At 69.3% G+C, this 19,221-nt stretch carries 2 protein-coding genes; both read left to right on the top strand.

Features of this window, described 5'->3' with window-relative positions:
• Nucleotides 1-18: 18 nt before the first annotated feature.
• On the top strand, nucleotides 19-3,924 hold the full coding sequence (locus tag PHLH3_RS30485; protein WP_244862919.1) for a leukotoxin LktA family filamentous adhesin: 3,906 nt from the start codon (nucleotides 19-21) through the stop codon (nucleotides 3,922-3,924).
• On the top strand, nucleotides 3,921-19,220 hold the full coding sequence (locus PHLH3_RS20845) for a hypothetical protein (protein ID WP_348529849.1): 15,300 nt from the start codon (nucleotides 3,921-3,923) through the stop codon (nucleotides 19,218-19,220). The genes PHLH3_RS30485 and PHLH3_RS20845 overlap by 4 nt, the downstream gene beginning before the upstream one ends.
• The last annotated feature ends 1 nt before the right edge of the window (nucleotide 19,221 follow it).

Here is a 19,221-nt window from a genome sequence, read left to right as displayed (position 1 = left end):
GTGACAGTGAGGTCCAGCATGCCGGTCGAGCGCTTCTCCCCCAGTACGACACCCCGCGTTCTTCCGAGCCAGCGCTTCCAGCCAACCCGCATCGCGGCGGCCATCCTCGTCGGCATGGGCGTGCCGTCGGCCTGGGCCGAATCGAACAACATCGTCGCGGCGGGAGGCTCCTACCTGGTCGGCGACACCGTCATCCACTACGCCGGCACGGCGACCAATATCGCCACCAAGGGCTCGGTGACGGACATCACGACCGGAACGGTCCGCGGCCAGACCGGCTTCAACTCCTTCAGCCACTTCCAGGTGGGCAGCGGCAATACCGTCAACCTCTACGTGCCCGGTGGCGCCAGCAACCTGGTGAATCTGGTGCACGACTCGCGCGTCGTCATCAACGGCACCCTCAACGGCGTACTGACCGATGGCAATCGCATCGGCGGCAATATCCTCTTCGCCGACCCCCATGGCCTGGTGGTGGGGGCCGGTGGCGTGGTCAACGTTGGCAGCCTGACCATCACCACGCCTTCCACCCAGCAGATGCAGCAGCTCTCCAGTGCCGTCGGCACACTGTCGGCGGATGGCACGGCGCGACTCGTGGACGATCTGCGCAACGGCCTCTACAACGAAGCCGGCACGCTCACCGACCTTCCCGGTACCGATCGCGGCAAGGTGGAGATCAAGGGACGGGTCAACGCGGTCGGGTCGGTCAACATCTTCGGCGCCGCCGCCGTCGTGGCCAATGGCGCCCGCATCGAAGGTGGCAAGGAAATCGCCGACGCGGTGTTCCGCGGCACGGTGAACACCGAGGGCCTTGCGGTGGGGCAGGCCGTGGCGCGCGCCGATGGCGCCGTGCGCATCATCGGACGCGATTCGGCGACGGTATCCGGCGAACTCGCGGCCCTGATGGCGGACGGCAGCGGCGCCAACGTTTCGGTGTCCGGCGGCCAGAGCCTGGAGCTCACCGCGACCGCCAACATCTCCACCCAGGGCGCTGCCGGCAAGAACGGCGGCAAGATCGCCCTTGAAGCCAGCACCGTCAATTTGCGCACGGGCTCGACCCTGAGCACCCGCGCCAGCGGTGCCGGCCGCTCGGGGGACATCCAGGTCAGCGCCGTCAGCGATGGCGGTTGCACCTTCTGCGAAGGCGACCAGGTCCGGACGGTCGCCGAGCTCACCGACAGGCTGAGCAAACAGCCCAACTCCTTGCTGGCGCCGGAGCGGGGCGTGGCCAGCGTCAACATCGAGAAGGGTGCAGTGCTCGATGCCAGCCATGCCGAGGAATCCAGGCAGGGCGACATCAAGGTCAGCGCCACGGCGATCAGCCGGCAACTGGGGGGCTATTCCGCCGCCGATGCCAGCGTGAAGGTGGCGGGCACCCTCAAGGGCAACGACATCAGCCTGGCCAGCAATGCCGTGGCCGTGGTCGACCCGTCGCTGCTCGGCACGCTGTTCGACAGCGCCGCGATCAAGGCGGACGTGCTGCGCATCAAGAACGAGAACGGCTGGTCCGACGAGGCGGCCTGGGGCAAGGTCATCGGCGACCTCATCAACCCGATCACCGGCATCGGTTCACTGAACAATCCCGACCAGCTCAAGGCCCTTGGCGCCGATCCGGCCGACTTCAGCGAGCTGACGGCGCTCATCCCCTTCCTGGCGGTCTCCATCGCCCAGGCCGACTCCACGGTCGAGGTGCTCGACGGCGCCAGCCTGCAGGCCAGCCGCTCCCTGCTGGTCAAGGCCGACAGCACCCGCAACGTGGGAACCGAAAGCTTCTCCATTCCCGTGGTGCAGAGCCTGATCCCGTTCAACGCCGGTGTCGCCTTCGGGCGCATCAGCGGGGCGACCCGCGTCGAGATCAAGTCGGGGGCGGTGCTCAAGGGCGGGCAGGGCATCGCCGTGCAGGCCCACAGCGAGAACAGGCTGGACGTGAAGGCCGAGGCCTCCAACGGCCATGACGCCGAGGGCAAACCGGTGACTACCACCGGCTTCGCCGCCGCCATGGCCAATACGGCACTGACCACCACCGCGCAGGTGAACGCCGGCGCCTCGCTGAACACCCGTGGCGACGTCAGCGTGCTGGCGCTCAGCGAACAGGACATCAGCAACACGGCCAGTTTCAAATCCATCGGCAACGGTGCCGCAGGCGGGGCGGTGCTCGCCCTGAGTGTGCTCGACAGCAACACCCGCGCGGCATTCGATGCCAACCTGAGCGGTGCTCGCAACCTCGAAATCAGTGCGACCAACCTGGTGTCCCGGCAGCACAACGAGGCCACCTCGCAAGCCGGCAAGAGCCTGGCGGACTTCATCAAGTTCCGCGCCATCGGCACGGTCGACCCGATCAAGAACTTTGTCCTGAGCAAGTTCAAGGACGTCAATCCGACCCAGCCCAGCGACAGCAAGTTCCGCCTCGCCGCCTCCCTCGCCCTGGTCGTCAGCGACCAGCAGGCCGAGGCCAGCATCGGCAAGGGCAGCCAACTGAGCCTCAGCGGCGACCTCAGCCACACCGCGCTGCAGGAGATCCGCAACCTGCACAACCTGTCCAACAGCACGGTCAATGGTTCCAAGCGCGGCTCGGACCAGAACGACTACTCCCTGAGCATGGCGGTGGCGATCGCCACGCTCAACCAGGGTACCCGCGCGCTGGTGGGGGATGGCGCCCAGGTCAGCGCGCAACGGATCGGCATCGGCGCCAACTACATCCAGCCGCTCAGCCTGAACGGGTTCGATCGCTGGAGTTCGCTGAGCGACATCGGCAAGCGGATGATCAGCCTCAAAGGCTGGCCCAACGACCTGGCGGGCGGGTTCTCGACGCAATACGCCAACTCCCAGGGCACCTCCGACGAACTGGCGATCACCGGCTCCGTGTCGGTGCTCACCAACCTGGTGGATACCCGCGCCTGGGTCGGTGACAAGGTGCGACTGGATGCTCTGGCCACCAGCGAGCAGGCCTGGCAGAGCAGCCCGCTGGCCAGGCTGGCGGAGCGCCGTGACGGCAATGGCCAACTGATCCCGCTCAGCGCCATGGCCAGCGACCGTCGCTGGGACTGGGCGCAACCCATTACCGTGGCCGCGGGCAACCAGCTCGGGCAACTGGCCATCGCCGGCAATATCGGCATGTTCCTGTTCGGCACCAGCGTCGGTGGCGAGGCGGCGTCGCCCTCGGACGGCAAACCCACGGCCCTGGGCGGAGCGCTCAACGTGCAGACCGTTTCCAGCAAGGCGGTGGCGGGCATCGGTGCGCAGTCCGTGGTCAAGGCCGCTGGTGTCCAGGTCCAGGCGCTGCAGGACGACCTGATCCTCGCGATCAGCCCCTCGGCAGGCTCGGGCGTCAGCGCGGCGGCCAATGGCGCGGCGGTGGCCAATACCCTGGCCTCCACCGTCAACGCCTCCATCCACAACACCGCCAGCGTCGAGGCGGGGCGGGTCGGCGTGCAGGCAGAGCACCGCCTGGGCCTGTGGACCGCATCCGGTGCCGTGGCTTTTGGCGCGGGAGCCGGGGTTGGCGGCGGACTGGCGCTCAATGTGCTGACCACCGACGTCAATGCGCTGGTGGGGAACAACCTCAACTGGCGTCCCATGGTGATGGGCCAGGGGCTCGATGCCAGCGGCAGGGGGCCTGGAAGGCCAATGTACTGGATGTGCAGGCGCTCAGCTCCGGACAGAGCGGTGCATTCGCCATCGCCGGTGCCGTGGCCAAGGGCAAGGAAGAGAAGAAGCAGCAGGAGGACGCCACCAAGAAGGCCGGAGACATCGGCAAGCCCACGGTCGAGCTGGCTGACAGCTTCGGCCAGGCGCTGCTGCAATCCATCACCCTGGGCGTGGTCAACGTCACCCCGGCCCTCAGCTCCCTGGCCGGCGCGGCTGGCAAGGTCAAGGATGTGGTCAGCGAGGCGCCCTCGAAGATCGCCAGCGGCTGGGACAGCATGAAGAAGCTGTTCGGCAAGCAGGATGCCGGCTCCGGTCCGGACGGCGGCGGCAGTGACTCCGGCGGGCAGGGCAAGGGCTTTTCCATCGCCGCGGCCGGCTCGAGCAGCATCAACGTTTCGCGCCAGCGCAGCCGTGCCGATCTCGGCGATATCGTCCTCGACCCGCGCGACCCGGCTCAGGGCGGCAGCAAGGTACAGGTCCTGGCGCTCAACCAGACCCATCAGTTCAGCGGCTCGGGGGCCGGGGCGCTGACCCTCGCCGGCAAGCAGAAGAGCGAGTCGAGCTCCGCGCTATCCGGCGCGCTGGCCTACAACCACCTGATGAACGACACCGATGCCCGTGTCGGCAACGTCCTGCTGCGTGGCAACGACCTGCTCCAGGTCCAGGCTCTCGGCGCCGGCGACCAGATCGCCATCGGCCTGGGCCTGGCCGCAGCCACGGCGGGCAGCGAGACCAACGTGGCGGTGGCGCTCTCCGGCTCCGCCGCCTACATGGGCAACCGCACGCGTGCCGTGGTGGAGAACAGCCAGGTGGAACAACGCCAGGCGGCACCCGGCAGCATCGAGGTGAGCGCCTACGATCGGGCCCGGGTCATGCTCGGCGGTGGCGCCTTCGCCGGCAGCAAGGGCAATGGCGGCAGCGCCGGCGGCTCGCTGGTGGTGGGCGTGCTGGCCAATGACCTGGCCGCCGAGTGGCTGGGCAGCAGCGCCAGCCACTTCGCGCGCATGGATGTCGCCGCCGCCAGCGCCTCGCGAGTGCTGGCCGGCGCCCTGGCCGGTGCCGTCAGCACCGGCAGTGACAGCGGCGCGGGGGCGGGATCGTTGCTGGCGCTGGTGCTGGCCAACCAGGTCAAGGGGCGCATCGACGCCTATTCGCCCACGGGGGGCGGCAGCCCCGTGCTGTCGTCGTTGCAGGGCGGCGCGTTGAACCTGACCGCACAGAGCGTTTCCGGCGCTTCCGCGCTGGACGCCCGGTTCGCCGGCGCAGCGGATGCGACGCTGCTGGACAGCGGCCTGGACCTGGGCGGCGGCACGACCGTCTCCGCCATCCAGGTCAAGGGCGATGTGGACAAGGACCTGCTCAACGGCAAGCAGGGCCCCGGTGACCTGTTCGACGGCGATATCGCCGGCGAGGCGGTGCTGGCCGTGGCCGGCAGCCTCGGGGCGTCGGGTGGCAAGGCTGGCGTGGGGGGCTCCCTCGCGCTGGTCTACGCCGGCAGTGGCTACACCGCGAAGCTGGCCAACAGCCAGGTCGATCTCAGTGGCGACCTGACCATCGCCGCCCGGCACAGCGCCGATGTGCTGGCCGCCGCGGTATCCGGGGCCGGCAGCGCCGAGGCTGGCGTGTCCGGTTCGGCCACCGCGCTGATCGGGCGCGGCACCGTGCTCGCCGGGCTGGACATGGGCGACCGCACCCTCAAGGCGAGGAACCTCGGCATCAGCGCCGAGCGCAGCGGTGGCCAGTACTCCCTGGCCGGCAACATCACCGGCAGCAGCGGCTCGACCGCCGTCGGCGGCGCCGTGGGCATCAGCGACATGCAACAGCGGGTCGAGGCCCTGCTGGAGAAAGGGCGCTACCAGCTGGGGGGCGACCTGACCCTGGACGCGGCGCAGCAGAGCCGCATCATCAGCGCCGCGATCTCGGCGGCGGTCACCTCGGGCAATGTCGCGGTGGGCGGCGCGCTGACCTTCAACCGCATCGCCGACTCCACCCAGGCCCTGCTGCGCAACGCCCGGGTGGGCGCCGACGACCTGGTCATCCGCACGAGCCAGGCCGGGCAGGGCGCGCTGATCGGCTCGCTGGCCTTCAATCTGGCGGCCAGCGGCAGCAATACCGGGGTCGGCTCGGCCATCGCCATCAACCTCATCGAGGCGACGCGCCAGGCGTCGCTGAGTGACAGCGATGTCGAACTCACCGGCTCGGCGAAGCTGTCGTCGGGGCTCGATGGCCAGATCTGGGGCGTAGGCGTCAACGCCGTCGGTGGCAGCACGGCCGGCGTCGGCGGCTCGGTGGTCGTGAACAACATCGATGGCAGCGACAACGTCGCCATATCCGGGGGCTATCTGCGCACCAGCGGCAGTGGCAAGGCCCTGACGCTGGATGCGGCCCAGGGCCAGGGGATGTTGATCGCCTCGCTTTCCGGCCAGGTGACTGGCTCGGGCAATACCGGCGTGGGCGGGGCGTTTTCCGTGAACCGGATCGGTGCCCAGCGCAGCGCTTCCATCGACAGGGGCGATATCAAGGGTTTCTCCAGCGCTGCGCTGAGCGCGAGCCTCGACCAGGCCATCTACGCCGCCGCGGTGTCCGGTGCCGGAGCCAGCACGGCGGCGATCTCCGGCTCCTCCACCAGCAACGTGATCGAAGGGGGCGAGAAGGCCGGTATCAGCGCCAGCCACCTGGAGGTGGGCAGCCTGGAGTTGAATGCGAGCCGCGGCAACCGCGAGATCTGGAGCCTGGCCGGCTCGGTCGGCGGCGCCGGCAACGTCTCGGTCGGCGTGGCCAACGCCAACAACGTGATCCTGGCGCAACGCATCGCGCAGGTCAGCGACAGCACCCTGCAGCTCGGCGGCAAGCTGAGTCTGCTCAGCGGCGGGTCCTCGGGAATCCGCTCCCTGGCCATTGGTGGCGCCGGTGCCGGTTCGGCGGCGGTGGGCGCGTCCCTGGCGATCAACGTGATCAAGGGCGAGGAGCGGGCCAGCCTGGACGACAGCACGGTGTCCGGCGCCAGCGGGGTGAAGATCAGCGTCAGCGAGGGCGCGGCCGATATCTACACCGGGGCCGGCAACCTGCAGGTCGGCGGCAGCGGTGCCGGCGCCGGCGCGGTCGCCATCAGCACCATCGAGCAGCAACGCATCGCGCGGGTTCGCGCAAGCATGGTGGATGCCGGCACATCGTCGGTCGAGGTCTCGGCCGTTACCGACGGCAGCATCCGTACGCTGGCGGTCAGCGGTAGCGTCGGCGGCTCGGGAGCCGCCGCGCTCTCCAACGCGAGCAACAACATCGGCGCGGTGACGCGCGCGCAGATCGATGGCAGCGCCGGCGTGGCCGGTGTGCTCAAGGTCAAGGCGGAGGATCGCTCCAGCATCGCGGCGCTGTCCGGCGGCGCTGCCGGTGCAGGGACGGCTGCCGTGGGCGTGGCGACTTCGGTCAACCGTGTGGCCAGCCAGGTGGAGGCCCGGTTGCTCGGGCACAACGGCACACAGGGCTGGAGCCTGAGCGACCTGAGCCTGGATGCGCACTCCGCCGCCACCATCCGCTCGGCATCCATCAGTGGTGCGGTGTCCTCCACCGCTTCGGTCGGCGGGTCGGCCGCCACCAACGTCATCCAGAGTTCCGCCCGGGCCTTCATCGAACAGGGCGCCTGGGTCCTGGCCCGCAACAACGTCGGCGTATCGGCCCGCACCACCGACCAGATCAGCGGCGCGGCCGGTGCCTTCATGGGCAGCGGCACCGCGTCTGTCGGCGGCTCCGCCACGGTCAACGTCATCGAGAGCAGCACCACCGCCGGGATAACCGGCGCGGAAACCCGCGTCAGCGCCCTCGCGCTGGGCGGTGCCGCGACGATCGATAACGGTGTGCTGCTCAACGGCCCCAGCAAGGATGCGCGCCTGTGGAGCAACGCCGAACAGTTCAACCCCATTCCCGGCCTCGCCCTGGGGTCCCGGCAGTTCCGCGGGCTGGCCGTGCAAGCCAGCTCCGTCCAGCAGGTGGGCCAACTGGCGGCGGCGGGGTCGGTTTCCTTCGTGCCGCTGTACAGCGCTTCGGTCGCGGCACTGGGTAACAGCAACGTGATCGGCGGGGTCACCCGCGCCAGCATCGAGTCCGCCCAGATCAACCAGGCCGACGGCGCCGATGCCGCCCAGCAGGTGCTGGTGGGTGCCGCCAGCCATGCGCTGAGCTCAGGCTACCTGGCCAGCGGGGCTCTAAGCCTCGGGGTTGCGGCGGTGGCCGGTGCGCTGGACAGCACCGTCATCCAGCGCCAGACCCAGGCCGTCATCAGCAGCGCGCGGGTATCGAGTCGCGGAGCGACCGAGGTGCGTGCCGGCTCCACCCAGTTCGCCAGCACCGTCCTGGCCAGCGCGGCGGGCGCCATCGTGGGCGGCGCCGGCAACGTGGCACTGATCATCGCCAAGGGCACCACCGAGGCGCGGGTGGACAAGGGCAGCGACCTGGACGTTGGCAGCCTGCGGGTGAGCGCCGATGCGCTGCAGCAGTTCAGTGCCAATGCACTGGCCCTGGCGGGCGGCCTGGTGGGCGTGGGCGCCAACTTCGGCCTGGTGCTCGACCAGGCGCTGACCCGTGCCTGGGTCGGCGAGGCTCCCGGTGCGCCGGACAGCCTGGCCGACACCCGGGTACGTGCCGGGTCGGCCAGCGTGCTGGCCACTGGCACGAGCGAGCTCCATAGCAGCCTGGTAGGGGCGGCGGCAGGCGGTGGTGCCGTTGCCGGTTCGGCTCTGGTGCAGGTCGTTGAAACCACCACGGAGGCGGGAGCGGGCCAGGCTCAGTTCGGTACCGCGGCCAACCCGTTGGGGGACCTGAACATCGTCGCCCATGACAACCTGCGGGTGACCGGCAACGTCGGCTCGGGCGTGGTCGGTGCGGCCGCACTGGGGGCCTCGGCCAACGTGGTCGTGGCCAACAGCGCCACCCGTGCGCTGCTCGATCGCAGCAGCGTGCAGGCCGCCTCGCTGGCGGTGGACGCGCTGCGTGAAGGGTATGCCGAGCTGTTGACGACCTCGGGCGGCCTCGGTTTCGCCAGCCTCAGCGGCAGCATCGGCCTGCTGCTACTGGGCAGTGGCGCCACCCAGGTCGGCACCGGCGACGCGGCCGTGGACCCGCTGAGCTATCTGGACAAGGACGGCAAGGGCACGCTCGCCAGCCTCGACACGATCACCGGCAAGGGACAGGTCGCGGAGCTGAGCCACGAGGAGGTGGTCTGGGACGCTGCAAGCCAGGGCTATGTCCGCGTCAGCGTGAAGGACGACCAGGACCTGGCCCGCGTCAATGCCAGCTCCACCGTCACCGTCAGTGACCGGTTGCGGGGCAACACCCCGCGCACCCACGAAACCGTGGCGCGTGTCAGCGACAGCCAGGTCAGCCTCAGCGGCGCTGCGCGGGTGACGGCCGAAGACCGCCTCGCCAGTCGCAACCAGGCCGGCAGTGCCGGCCTCGCCGGCGGTGCCTACGGTGCGGCCATGGCGTTCAGCCTCTCCAATGCCCAGGTGGTCGCGCAGCTGTTGAACGGCAACCTCAAGGCCGCCAGCCTGGCGATCCGGGCTGCCGCCAGCGACAAGGCCATCGCCAGGCAGGATGGCGATTACACCCACGCGATGTTCGTCCACGCCTTGAGCGGCCAGGCCGCCGCGCTGGGGGCGGTGGGTGGCGCAGTGGCGGCCGCGGTGCTCAACAACGGCGTGAGTGCGTCCTTGGGTGGGGCGGTACAGGTCAGCGGCGACATCGAGGGCCGGGCCGTCGATACGCAGGCGCTGGATGTCCAGGCTTCCGGCCTGGCGGTGGGCGGCCTGGCGGGGGCCGGCCTGGTGCTCGGGGTGGCGGCCCATGACAGCCGCGTCAGCCTCGATGTGGCGGCGAATGCCGCGCTGCGCGCCGGCAATGTCCTGCTTTCCGCCCTGGCGGCGGGGCCGGTCAAGGTGCAGGGCTGGGGGAGCAGCGGCGGCATCCTGGGCGGCTTGAACGCCGTGGTGCTGCTGGCGCGCGATGCCTCCCAGGCGAAGCTGATGGTGGGGCGCGGTGCGGCGCTGATCGCCACGCAGGCGCTCGACCTGGATGCCCAGGTGCGCAGCCGCCTGCAGGCCAGCAGCGAGGGTTATGCACTGGGCGGCCTGCTGTCGGCGGGCGGCAGCCTGGTGGACAGCCTCAATAGCGCGGTCGCGGAGCTGGGCGTGGGCAGCGATGTGCATCTCGCCGCAACCCAGGGACAGCTACGCAGCCGGGTGCTGCGTGATGGCGATAACGACAGTTCCAACGTCAAGGCGCACAGCCTGGCGGGTGGCGTGGGCATCTCGGCCAATGCCGCCGTGGCCACGGCCCGTTCCCTGAGCAAGGCATTGCTGCATACCGATGCGAGCAGCCGTTTCGGTGGCACGGCGGGGGGCAACTGGACCTTCCTGGCCGAGACCGACGTTCGCCAGCGTGCCCATGCCGATGGCAAGCTCGGCGGCCTGCTGGCCCTGGGCGCTACGGTGGCGCAGGCCCTGTCCCAGTCGCAGACCCTGGCCGAGGTGGCCGGGCATTTCGAAAGCGCCCTGGGCAGCGTGAAGATCAGCGCCCTGGGCAGCCAGGACAACCAGGCCGAGGCCCGGGCCGGGCAGGGCGGCCTGGTCAGTGGCGCCGCCGCCGTCGGCAAGACGTCCGACAGCAGCCGCACCCTTGCCAGCCTGTGGGCACGCGGTGCCCAGGACGGCGTGATGAAGGTCGGCAGCCTGGCGCTCAGTGCGCTGCAGCAGTCACGCTTCAACAGCTTCGTCGACAGCACCAGCGCGGCGCTGCTCGGGGTGAGCGGCGCCCATGCACAGAACGATCTCGACCTGGCCACCAGCGCGCTGCTGCTGGACGGCGCCCGGATCGAGAGCCAGGGCTACAGCCAGAGCGCACGCGCGCTGGTGAGCAAGCCCCAGGCGACGGCCTACAACGTGCAGTCCGGCTCCGGCGGCGTGCTGGATGCGGCGGCGGCGCGCAGCCTCACCTCCATTGCCCTGGATACCCGCAGCCTGGTCGGCAACGATGTGCGGTTGCGCGTGGAGGGCGATTGGCGCAACCCGCAGAAGCTGGAGGTCCAGGCATTCAACCGGGTGGACGCCTACGACCGGGTCAAGCTCGACAGTGGCGGCGCTATCAGCATCGCCAGGGCCGAGTCGTCGATCGATGTGCTCAAGAGCAACGCCGAGGCCCGGATCGGTGAACGGTCGGACCTCTACAGCGTCGGTGACCTGGTGCTCGCGGCCAGTGGCGCCTATGCCATCGACAGCAACGCCAATGCCAAGACCTACGGTGCCGCAGGCGCTGCCAGCGGCAGCAGCCTGGCCCGGGTGAAGGCCGACTACCTGGCCCAGGTACGTGGCAACGCGGCGTTGTTCGCCTACGGCGACCTGCGCCTGCTGGCCGGCCATGGCCTGGACGGCGCGGTCAACCGTGCCGAACTCACCGCACGCACCGACCTGTGGAACAACACCGCCTTCCCGGTGGTGACGGACCCCGCAGCGGCGGCGGAATACATCCGCAGCAGCAACCTGCAGGTGGAGGCCGGCAGCGGCCTGCGCAGCGTGGGTGACATCCATGCGTATGCCGGCCAGGGCCAGGGCGTGCTCTCTGGCAAGGGCGTGGGCAGGGACCTCTATCGACAGGCCGCGGCGGACCTGCTGGGGGCGATCGTCGGCCAGGTATCGCTGGACATCACCGGTGGCGGCACGCGCAACGAGGCGCAGGGCCTGGTGCGCATCGACGGCCAGCTCGACGCCGGCGTCTACAGCCAGCGCAAGCTGGTGATCAGCGGGCTGAAGTATCTGCTCGATGGCAAGGAAGTGGACCCGGCCAGCCTCAATGCCTCCACGCAGGGCACCCTGACCGTGGTGCCGGTGATGCAGGAGGCCAGCGACGGCATCACCTGGACCCTGAGCCAGGGCGAGTACTCGCAACTGCTCACCCGGCGTTTGCAGGAGTTGAACGATCGCCTGTCCAACTACGGCATCTCCGCCGTCGAGCGTGCGGCCTTCGAGGCCGAGCGCACGCTGCTGAACAAGACCCTGGCCCGGCTCTACGAACAGATCGGCGGTACGGGCGTGGCCAAGCCCGGTGCGATCTCCGGCGAGGGCACACTGCCCCAGGGGCTGAAGATCTGGCTGCTGGAGATCGACCCCGTGCTGGCCAAGCCGGGCAATATCCTGGTCCAGGGTGACGCGCTGGTCGGTAGCGGGACGCTTAACGCGCCGGGTGACGCCAGGATCGAGATCATCAACAACAGCGAGGCCTTCCTCAGTCTGAAGGGGCTGGAGATCCCCGATCATGTCGGCGGCCAGCTGCTTTTCAATGGCGCGAAGATGTCCGGTGTCGGCAGCATCCGAAATGCCAACAAGCCTGGCATGGGGGCGGTGTCCTTCAGCCGCGTGACGGTCGCCGAGAACTCGGCGGCCCCTCGTATTCTGGTGCAGAACCTGCGCAACCCCGCCGACAACCCCAAGGATGTTTCCGGGCTGAGCATGCCCGCGGCGGACATCTACGTGAACGGCAGTCTGCTCAACAAGCGCGGTGAGATCGAGCTCACCGCCAAGTACGGAAGCATCTACGCCAACGCCGACATACGCGCGCAGAAGCTCAGCCTCAGCGCCGGGCAGGACTTCGTGCTGAACAACCCCAATGCATTCGTGCACATCGGTGGGGACCCGGCCAGCAACAACAACGGCAGCACCCTCTACAACAACGGTTCCGCCACCGTCGCCGGGCAGAACGTGGTGATCAACGCGCTGTACCTGAACATCAACGGCCTGATCCAGAGTGGCGTGGCGGACTGGCGCGTGACCATCGACGAATCGCGCTTCGCCAATATCGACAGCCTGCGTTCCCTGGCCGTCGGCAACCGGCTGCAACTGGTACAGACCGACGCCCGCAGCGGCACCCTCGGCTACGCCTGGGATTACGACAGCAACAGCATCGTACTGGACCCGGTGCAGGTGGGTGGTGGCTATATGGAGCTGACCGGTCACATCCTCAGCACCGGCAAGGGCCAACTGAAGGTGCTCGATGGATTCAGCCAGGTGCATGTCACCAACAACACCAGTCGCCGCCTGGAGATATCCGGGTTCGATCTGGGCAGCGGCATCGAGGGCACCCTGCGTCTCAACGACCTCGGCCGCGGCGAGAGTGGCCAGCAGATCGGCGGCGATCGGCTCTGGTCCACCGTCTACACGCGCGTTGGCGAGCAGGTGCAGCGCTACGAAGGCTGGAGCAATGGCCCCCTGACCCTCAAGGGCTCCAGCGACGGGCGCAGTGCCGTCTACAACACGACGGCGGGACGTTCATACGTCTGGTTGACCGGGCGTGACGACAGCACCACCACTACGCGCGAGGAGTACTGGGACGCCTTCTGGGGCTTCATTCCCACGGGCGACGGCACCCTGGCCTGGGAAAAGGTGGTCAAGGGCCAGAGTTCGGCGATCCCGGGCGCCGAGTACATGGGCTCTACCAACGGGCTGTACAGGATCGACAAGAACCTGATCCGCAATTACCGCTTCGTCGATGACGACAATCTCAACGCCCTGGTCCGCGAGCAGGCGCTGCGCCTGGCGGAGGAGGACCCGGATAACTCGATCCTGGCGGCCTTCCGCGTCGGGCTTGGCGAAGGTGAGATCGCACGCGTCAACGAAACCTACACCACCAAGGACCCGGTGAAGATCAACGAGTACAGCGGCGGCTACTGCCAGGTCCATTTCATCTGGTGCCAGATCTACCGGACTACGAAGACCTCCGTCTACAGCTCGGGCAGCAAGGAGGTCAATCGCTATGCGGTGCAGGCGGACCGACCGATCGACATCAGTTTCATCGGCAGCGAAAGCGGGTTGATCGACCTCATCTCCAAAGGAGGGGTCACCCTTCGAGGTTCGCTTTACAACCTCAACGGCAGTACCTCGATCAAGGTCGATGGCGACCTGCAACAGAACAGCGACAACCTGGTGATCGCAGCGCGGGATCTGGAACTGCAGGCCGGCCAGTCCATCGGCAGTCGCGAGCAGGCGCTGCGCGTCGAGGCGTCTCGAAGCCTGGGTGCATCCAGCGTGCACGGCAGCATCGACCTGAAGGCGCTCAATGGCGGAGTCAATCTCAGCCGTCTGAGTGCCGGAGGCGAGCACCTCAGCTTGAGTGCCCAGGGCGATATCCTCGGGATGGCCGGCATGACCATCACCGGCAACGACATCGAACTGGTCTCCACCCATGGCAGCGTCGGCACCGTCGGCCATGCCTTGCGCCTGGACTCGGGCAACGACGCCAAAGGACTGGTGCGTGCCAGCGCGGTGGGGGACATCCAGCTCGAGGAAGTGGGTGGCGACCTCTGGCTGGACCAGCTCAAGGCCGGTGGCGACGTCTGGGTCAAGGTCGCCTCGGGCAACCTCTACGACGGCAACAGCGAACTGGGCTACGACGACCGTGCGCTCGATGAGCTGCAGCGGCTCTGGACCAGCATGGGGCTGACCGGAAGCGCGGCCGAGGAGGCCATGGCGCAGCAGCGCGGCGCCCTGATCAAGGCCGGGCAGCAACGCTATGCCCAGTACTGGCGCCTGCGCCAGGGGGGCGAGGTGGCGTTCGACGCGAGCCAGGCCGCCTTCAGCGCCGGCCAGCGCGAGCAACTGGCAGGCCTGGGCTGGAGCGAGCAGCGGATCGCCAGCGAGGAGGCCCGGCGCATGGCCGACTACCAGGCGCTGCATGCCACCTACGGCGGAACCACCTACGACCCGAACTTCACCTATCAGCTGCAGGATGCCGAGCTCAGGAGCCTCGAGCAGACGGCCACGTGGAGCGAGGACCAGTTGCGCTACTCCATCGCCGCCAGCCTGCTGCGGCGGGACGACGGCGGCTCGGTGGTACGCGAGGCCAATAACATCGAAGGGCGCAATGTCACCCTGGAGGCGTCGCGCATCGGTCGCCTCAAGGCGGATGCGATCGTCATCGACCTGAGCAAGACCGCCTCGCTCACCAACGAGCAGCGCGCCGCCCTGGCGTCCGCCGAGCGCGACGACATCGAGTTCGATGCCGGCAACCCGCTGCTGATCCGGGTCGCGCAACGCGACGATGTCAACGTCAAGGCCAGTGGCACCCTGACCGCCACGGCCCAGAGCGACCTGTTCCTCGGCGGCGACCAGGACTTCAACGTCTTCGCCCTCGACGGCCGCAGCATCAGCCTGAAGACCGATGGCAGCATCGAGAGCGCCAATGGCGACAAGGTGGTGATCCGTGGCCACGACGTGACCCTGGAGGCGACCGGCGGCGCCATCGGTGGCAAGCAGGCACTGAACCTGGCGGTCACCGGAGACCTCACCGCCCGGGCACGGTTGCTGGACCTGGTCCAGCACGGCGACCTCAGCCTCGATCGCCTGACCGGCGTCGAGCGCCTGTCGCTGCAGGTGCTGGGCAACCTGCGTTCGGCCAGCCAGCTGGGCGAGAACCTGTTGGGCGGCCAGATCGATCTCAAGGTCAGCGGCACCACCGGTGCAGTCGGGCAGCGGCTGCAACTGGGCAACGGTTCCGCCTCGCAGCAGATCAACCTGGACCTGGGCGGCGACGCCTGGCTCGGTGGCTTGCAGGGCCTCGCCAGTCAACCGGGCGTATTGCGCCTGGGCACCCTGAGCGTGGACGGCACGCTCGACCTGGCTCAGGTCGGCGAGTTGCACCAGGGTGGCCAGTGGCAACTCGGCGGCCTGGTGGCGGACATCGCCGGTGGCTGGTCGACGGTCGATGGTGCCAGCCTGCAGGCCCGCCACGGCATGAGCCTCACCAGTGGCGGCGACGTGTGGCTGGGCGATGTGACCATCGCAAGCGGCGACCTGAATATCCAGGCCGCCAGCCTGTCCGGGCTCGCCGCTGGCAGCCGCTGGCAGGCCGACGGCGTGCTGCGGCTCTCCGCCCTTGGCGACATCGGCTCGCTGGCCCAGGGCATCGAGTTGGCGGCCCGGCGCCTCGAGGTGGACAGCGCCACCGGGGCGCTGTACCTGGCCCTGGCGGCCGGCATCCAGGGCGGCCGCCTGGAAAGCGGTGCAGGTCAGTGGCTGCGTTCCCTGGGCAACCTGAAGCTCGATCAGGTGAGCAGTGGTGACGGCGTTCAGCTGCGCGGCAATGGCCGGGTCGAACTGGGTGCGCTGAGCGCCCAGCGGGATCTGGACCTGGCGGGCGACGCGCTTGGCATCGACACCCTGCGCAGCCACCTCGGCGGCCTCCGGGCTCAGCTGGCCGGGCAGCTGCGCGTCGGCGAGCTGGACGTCGCCGGCACCGGCGACCTGCACAGTGCTTCCGCGACCCTCGGGACCGCGAAGTTCGGTGGTGCGCTGGTGCAGTCCCATGATGGCGACCTGCAGGCAGACGCTTTGTACGTCGGCGGCGACTGGACGCTGCAGGCCGCCTCGGCGCGTCTCGGCAGCGCCAGCGTCACCGGGGAGGTCAGGCAGACCCTGGCCGGTACCCTCGACCTCGAACGCCTGGACGCCACCGGCGGCTGGACCCTGGATGCGGGACGCAGCGAGATCGGCGCGGCCAAGGTCGGTGGTGCGGTGGACATGACGCTGCGCGACGGCCTGCGACTCGGCAGCCTGGAGGCAGGGCAGGGCTGGACCCTGCGTGGCACCGACGCCCTGGTCACCCGTGCGGATGTACGGGGCGCGGTGCAGCAGGTGCTGAGCGGCGCGCTGGACCAACAGGAGCTGCTGGCCGGCGGCGGCTGGACGCTTCAGGCCGCCTCGGCGCGTCTCGGCAGCGCCAGCGTCAACGGGGAGGTCAGGCAGACCCTGGCCGGCGCCCTCGACCTCGAACGCCTGGACGCCACCGGCGGCTGGACCCTGGACGCGGGTCGCAGCGAGATCGTTTCCGCAAAGGTCGGCGGAGCGGTGGACATGACCCTGCGCGACGGCCTGCGACTCGGCAGCCTGGAGGCAGGGCAGGGCTGGAACCTGCGCGGCACCGATGCCCAGGTGACCCGTGCGGCCGTACAGGGCGCGGTGCAGCAGGTGCTGAGCGGGGCCCTGGACCAACAGGACCTGCAGGCGGCCGGCGACTGGACGCTGCAGGCCGGCGCGGCGCGGGTCGGCACGGCCAGCGTGGCGGGGCAGGTCAGGCAGACCCTGGCCGGCACCCTGAACCTGGGACGCCTGGACGCCACCGGCGGCTGGACACTGGATGCGGGCCGCAGCGAGATCGGCGCGGCCAAGGTCGGCGGTGCGGCGGACATGTCGCTGCGCGACGTACTGCTGCTCGGTGACCTCGATGCAGGTGGCCGTCTGCACCTGCGAGGTACCTCGGCACGGATCGACAATGTCCGCACGGGCGAGGACACCGCCATCGAGCTGACTGGTGACCTGGCTCTGCAGCGTTTGCAGGCCAAGGGGGCGCGAGTGCAGGCCGGCAATGCGTCGCGGCTTGGGGAGATGGATATCGATGGCGACCTTCAGGTGCGCGTCGACCACGACCTGCTGTTGGAGCATGCCCGCGTCGCTGGCAATGCCGGACTGCTGCATGCGGGGGGCGCGGGCAGCCTGCGCTTCGGTTCGCTGGTCGTGGCGCGCGCGCTGCAGCTCGAGGGCCTGGGGGATTGGCAGGGCGCTGACGCCCAGGTGCAGGGCGACCTGACGGCCGACATTGGCAGTGGCGATTTCGGTCGGCTGGAAAGCGCCACCGGCGCGGTCCGCGTCGAGGCAGCGCGCCACTTCGCCGCGGATGAACTGCACAGCCGCCTGCAGAACCTGGAGCTGAGCGCTGCCAGCGCTGAACTCGGGCGCGCTAGCGCAGCCGGCCTGTTCAGGGTTTCCACCCGTGGCGACCTGGTGCTGAAACAGGGGCGCAGCGGCGGCGACATGAGCCTGGTGACCGCGGCCGGCAGCCTGGGCAACGTGCGGTTCGGCCAGGGCGTGGACCCGAGTGACCCGCAAAGCCTGGTCGCGACTCACCTCGCGAGCGGCGGCAACCTGCTGGTGCAGGCGGACGGCGATGTGCTCGGCGGCAACGCCGAGGCGCAACTGGAGCTGCGCATGCTGGGCCGGAACCTGCGCTTCGGCCGGGTCGCGAGCCTCGGGGAGGATGTCTTCCTGCAGGCCAGCGGCGATGCCAGCCGGGGCCACGGCGATGTGTTCGCCCAGGTGGTGGAGGCCAAGCGTGACATCGGCGTGATCGCCAGCGGTGACCTGAGCCTGCCCAAGGTGCTGTTTGGCGGCACTTATTCGCTGAAGGCCGGGCGTGACCTCGTGGTCGGCGTGGGCGGTGACCTGGACATCACCGGGGTCGCCGAAGCCGGTCGCGACCTGCGCTTCGACATTGCCGGCAAGGTCGCGCTGCAGGGCGTCCGGGCGGGGCGCGACGTCAGCATCAATTCGGGCGGCTCGATCAATATCGAGCGGTTCGTCGAGGCCGGTGGCAACGTCCTGCTCAAGGCGGAAAAGGGGGACGTGCGCGTGAGTCGCATCACCTCCACCGGCCTGCACGATGGCCGTTCGATCGCAGGTGACATCATCCTGGCGGCGGCTGGCGACGTCGAGGTGGCCGAGGTGGAGAGCCGCAACGGGCGCATCCAGGCAGAAGGTGCGAGCCTGCTGCTGGGCGACCTGGCGGCCGCTCGTTCCGTGGACCTGCTGTCCCGCGGCCTGATTCGCGTGGCCACCAGCCGCAGTGGGGGCGCCCAGCGCTGGTCGGCCGAGGAGGGCATCTTCTTCGAGCGCCTGCTGGCGAAGGGGCAGGCCCTGCTGGACGGCATGCTGGACATCCGCGGAACCCAGCTGGTCGCCGAACAGGGGGCCGTGCTTCGCGCCGGCGTGAGAGAGGGCTCGGTGGTCGCCTCCAGCATCCGCCTGGAGCGGGCCGAGGCACCGACACTGAGCCTGTGGGCCGGCGATCTCGTCCGCGTGGCGGATGCCGGGATCGGCCAGCGACTGGATCTGCATGCACGGGACAGCCAGCTCTATGGACGGCATACCGGCAGCGGCCAACTCGACCTCTGGGCCGAAGGCAGCCGCGATGGGCGGGTGGCGGACAGGTTGGCATTGCGCCTGGAGGCTGCCGATATCGTGGCGCCGCGACTGCAGGTGGCCGATGCGCTGATCGACACCACGGCGGCCCGGGTCGATTTGCGCGACGCGCGTGGCGTCGAGCGCCTGGAGCTGCTCACGCCCCTGGCCCGGGTGCGCATGGACAACGCCAGCCCGAGCTACATGGCGGACGCCGATATCCAGCTGTACGAACTGGACAAGGCGTTCAGCCTGAAGCAGGACAGCCTGTTGTCGAGCACCAACGCCTATGTGCTGCACCGCAAGCTGACCCATCAGGTGGTCGTACCCAACTTCAGCGCGAGCCATGAGGGCGAAGGGGTGCCGTACGAGGGCATCACGGCGGCCCGCTATGCCGAGCAGCACCTGTCGTCCGGGCTCACCCTGGCACGCCTCGCGTCCCTGCTGGAAGCCGCCCGCCTGCGGGGCGCGGTGGTCACCGCCTGGGCGCCGAGCTGGAGCCAGGTCCCCCTGGATACCCGTATCAACATCGATGTAGCCGATGAACGGCTGGAAGGAAACGAGGTGGCACATTGGGCGTTGTAAG

Source organism: Pseudomonas sp. Pc102 (assembly GCF_018408275.1).
Lineage (GTDB): Bacteria > Pseudomonadota > Gammaproteobacteria > Pseudomonadales > Pseudomonadaceae > Metapseudomonas > Metapseudomonas tohonis.
The sequence above is the reverse complement of the archived record's forward strand: the minus strand, read 5'-3'. Positions and strand labels throughout refer to the sequence as shown.

What these genes read in the sequence shown, in the direction of transcription:
- PHLH3_RS30485 (WP_244862919.1), top strand. Translation starts at nt 19, where the DNA reads ATGCCGGTCGAGCGCTTCTCCCCCAGTACGACACCCCGCGTTCTTCCG.
- PHLH3_RS20845 (WP_348529849.1), top strand. Translation starts at nt 3,921, where the DNA reads ATGAAGAAGCTGTTCGGCAAGCAGGATGCCGGCTCCGGTCCGGACGGC.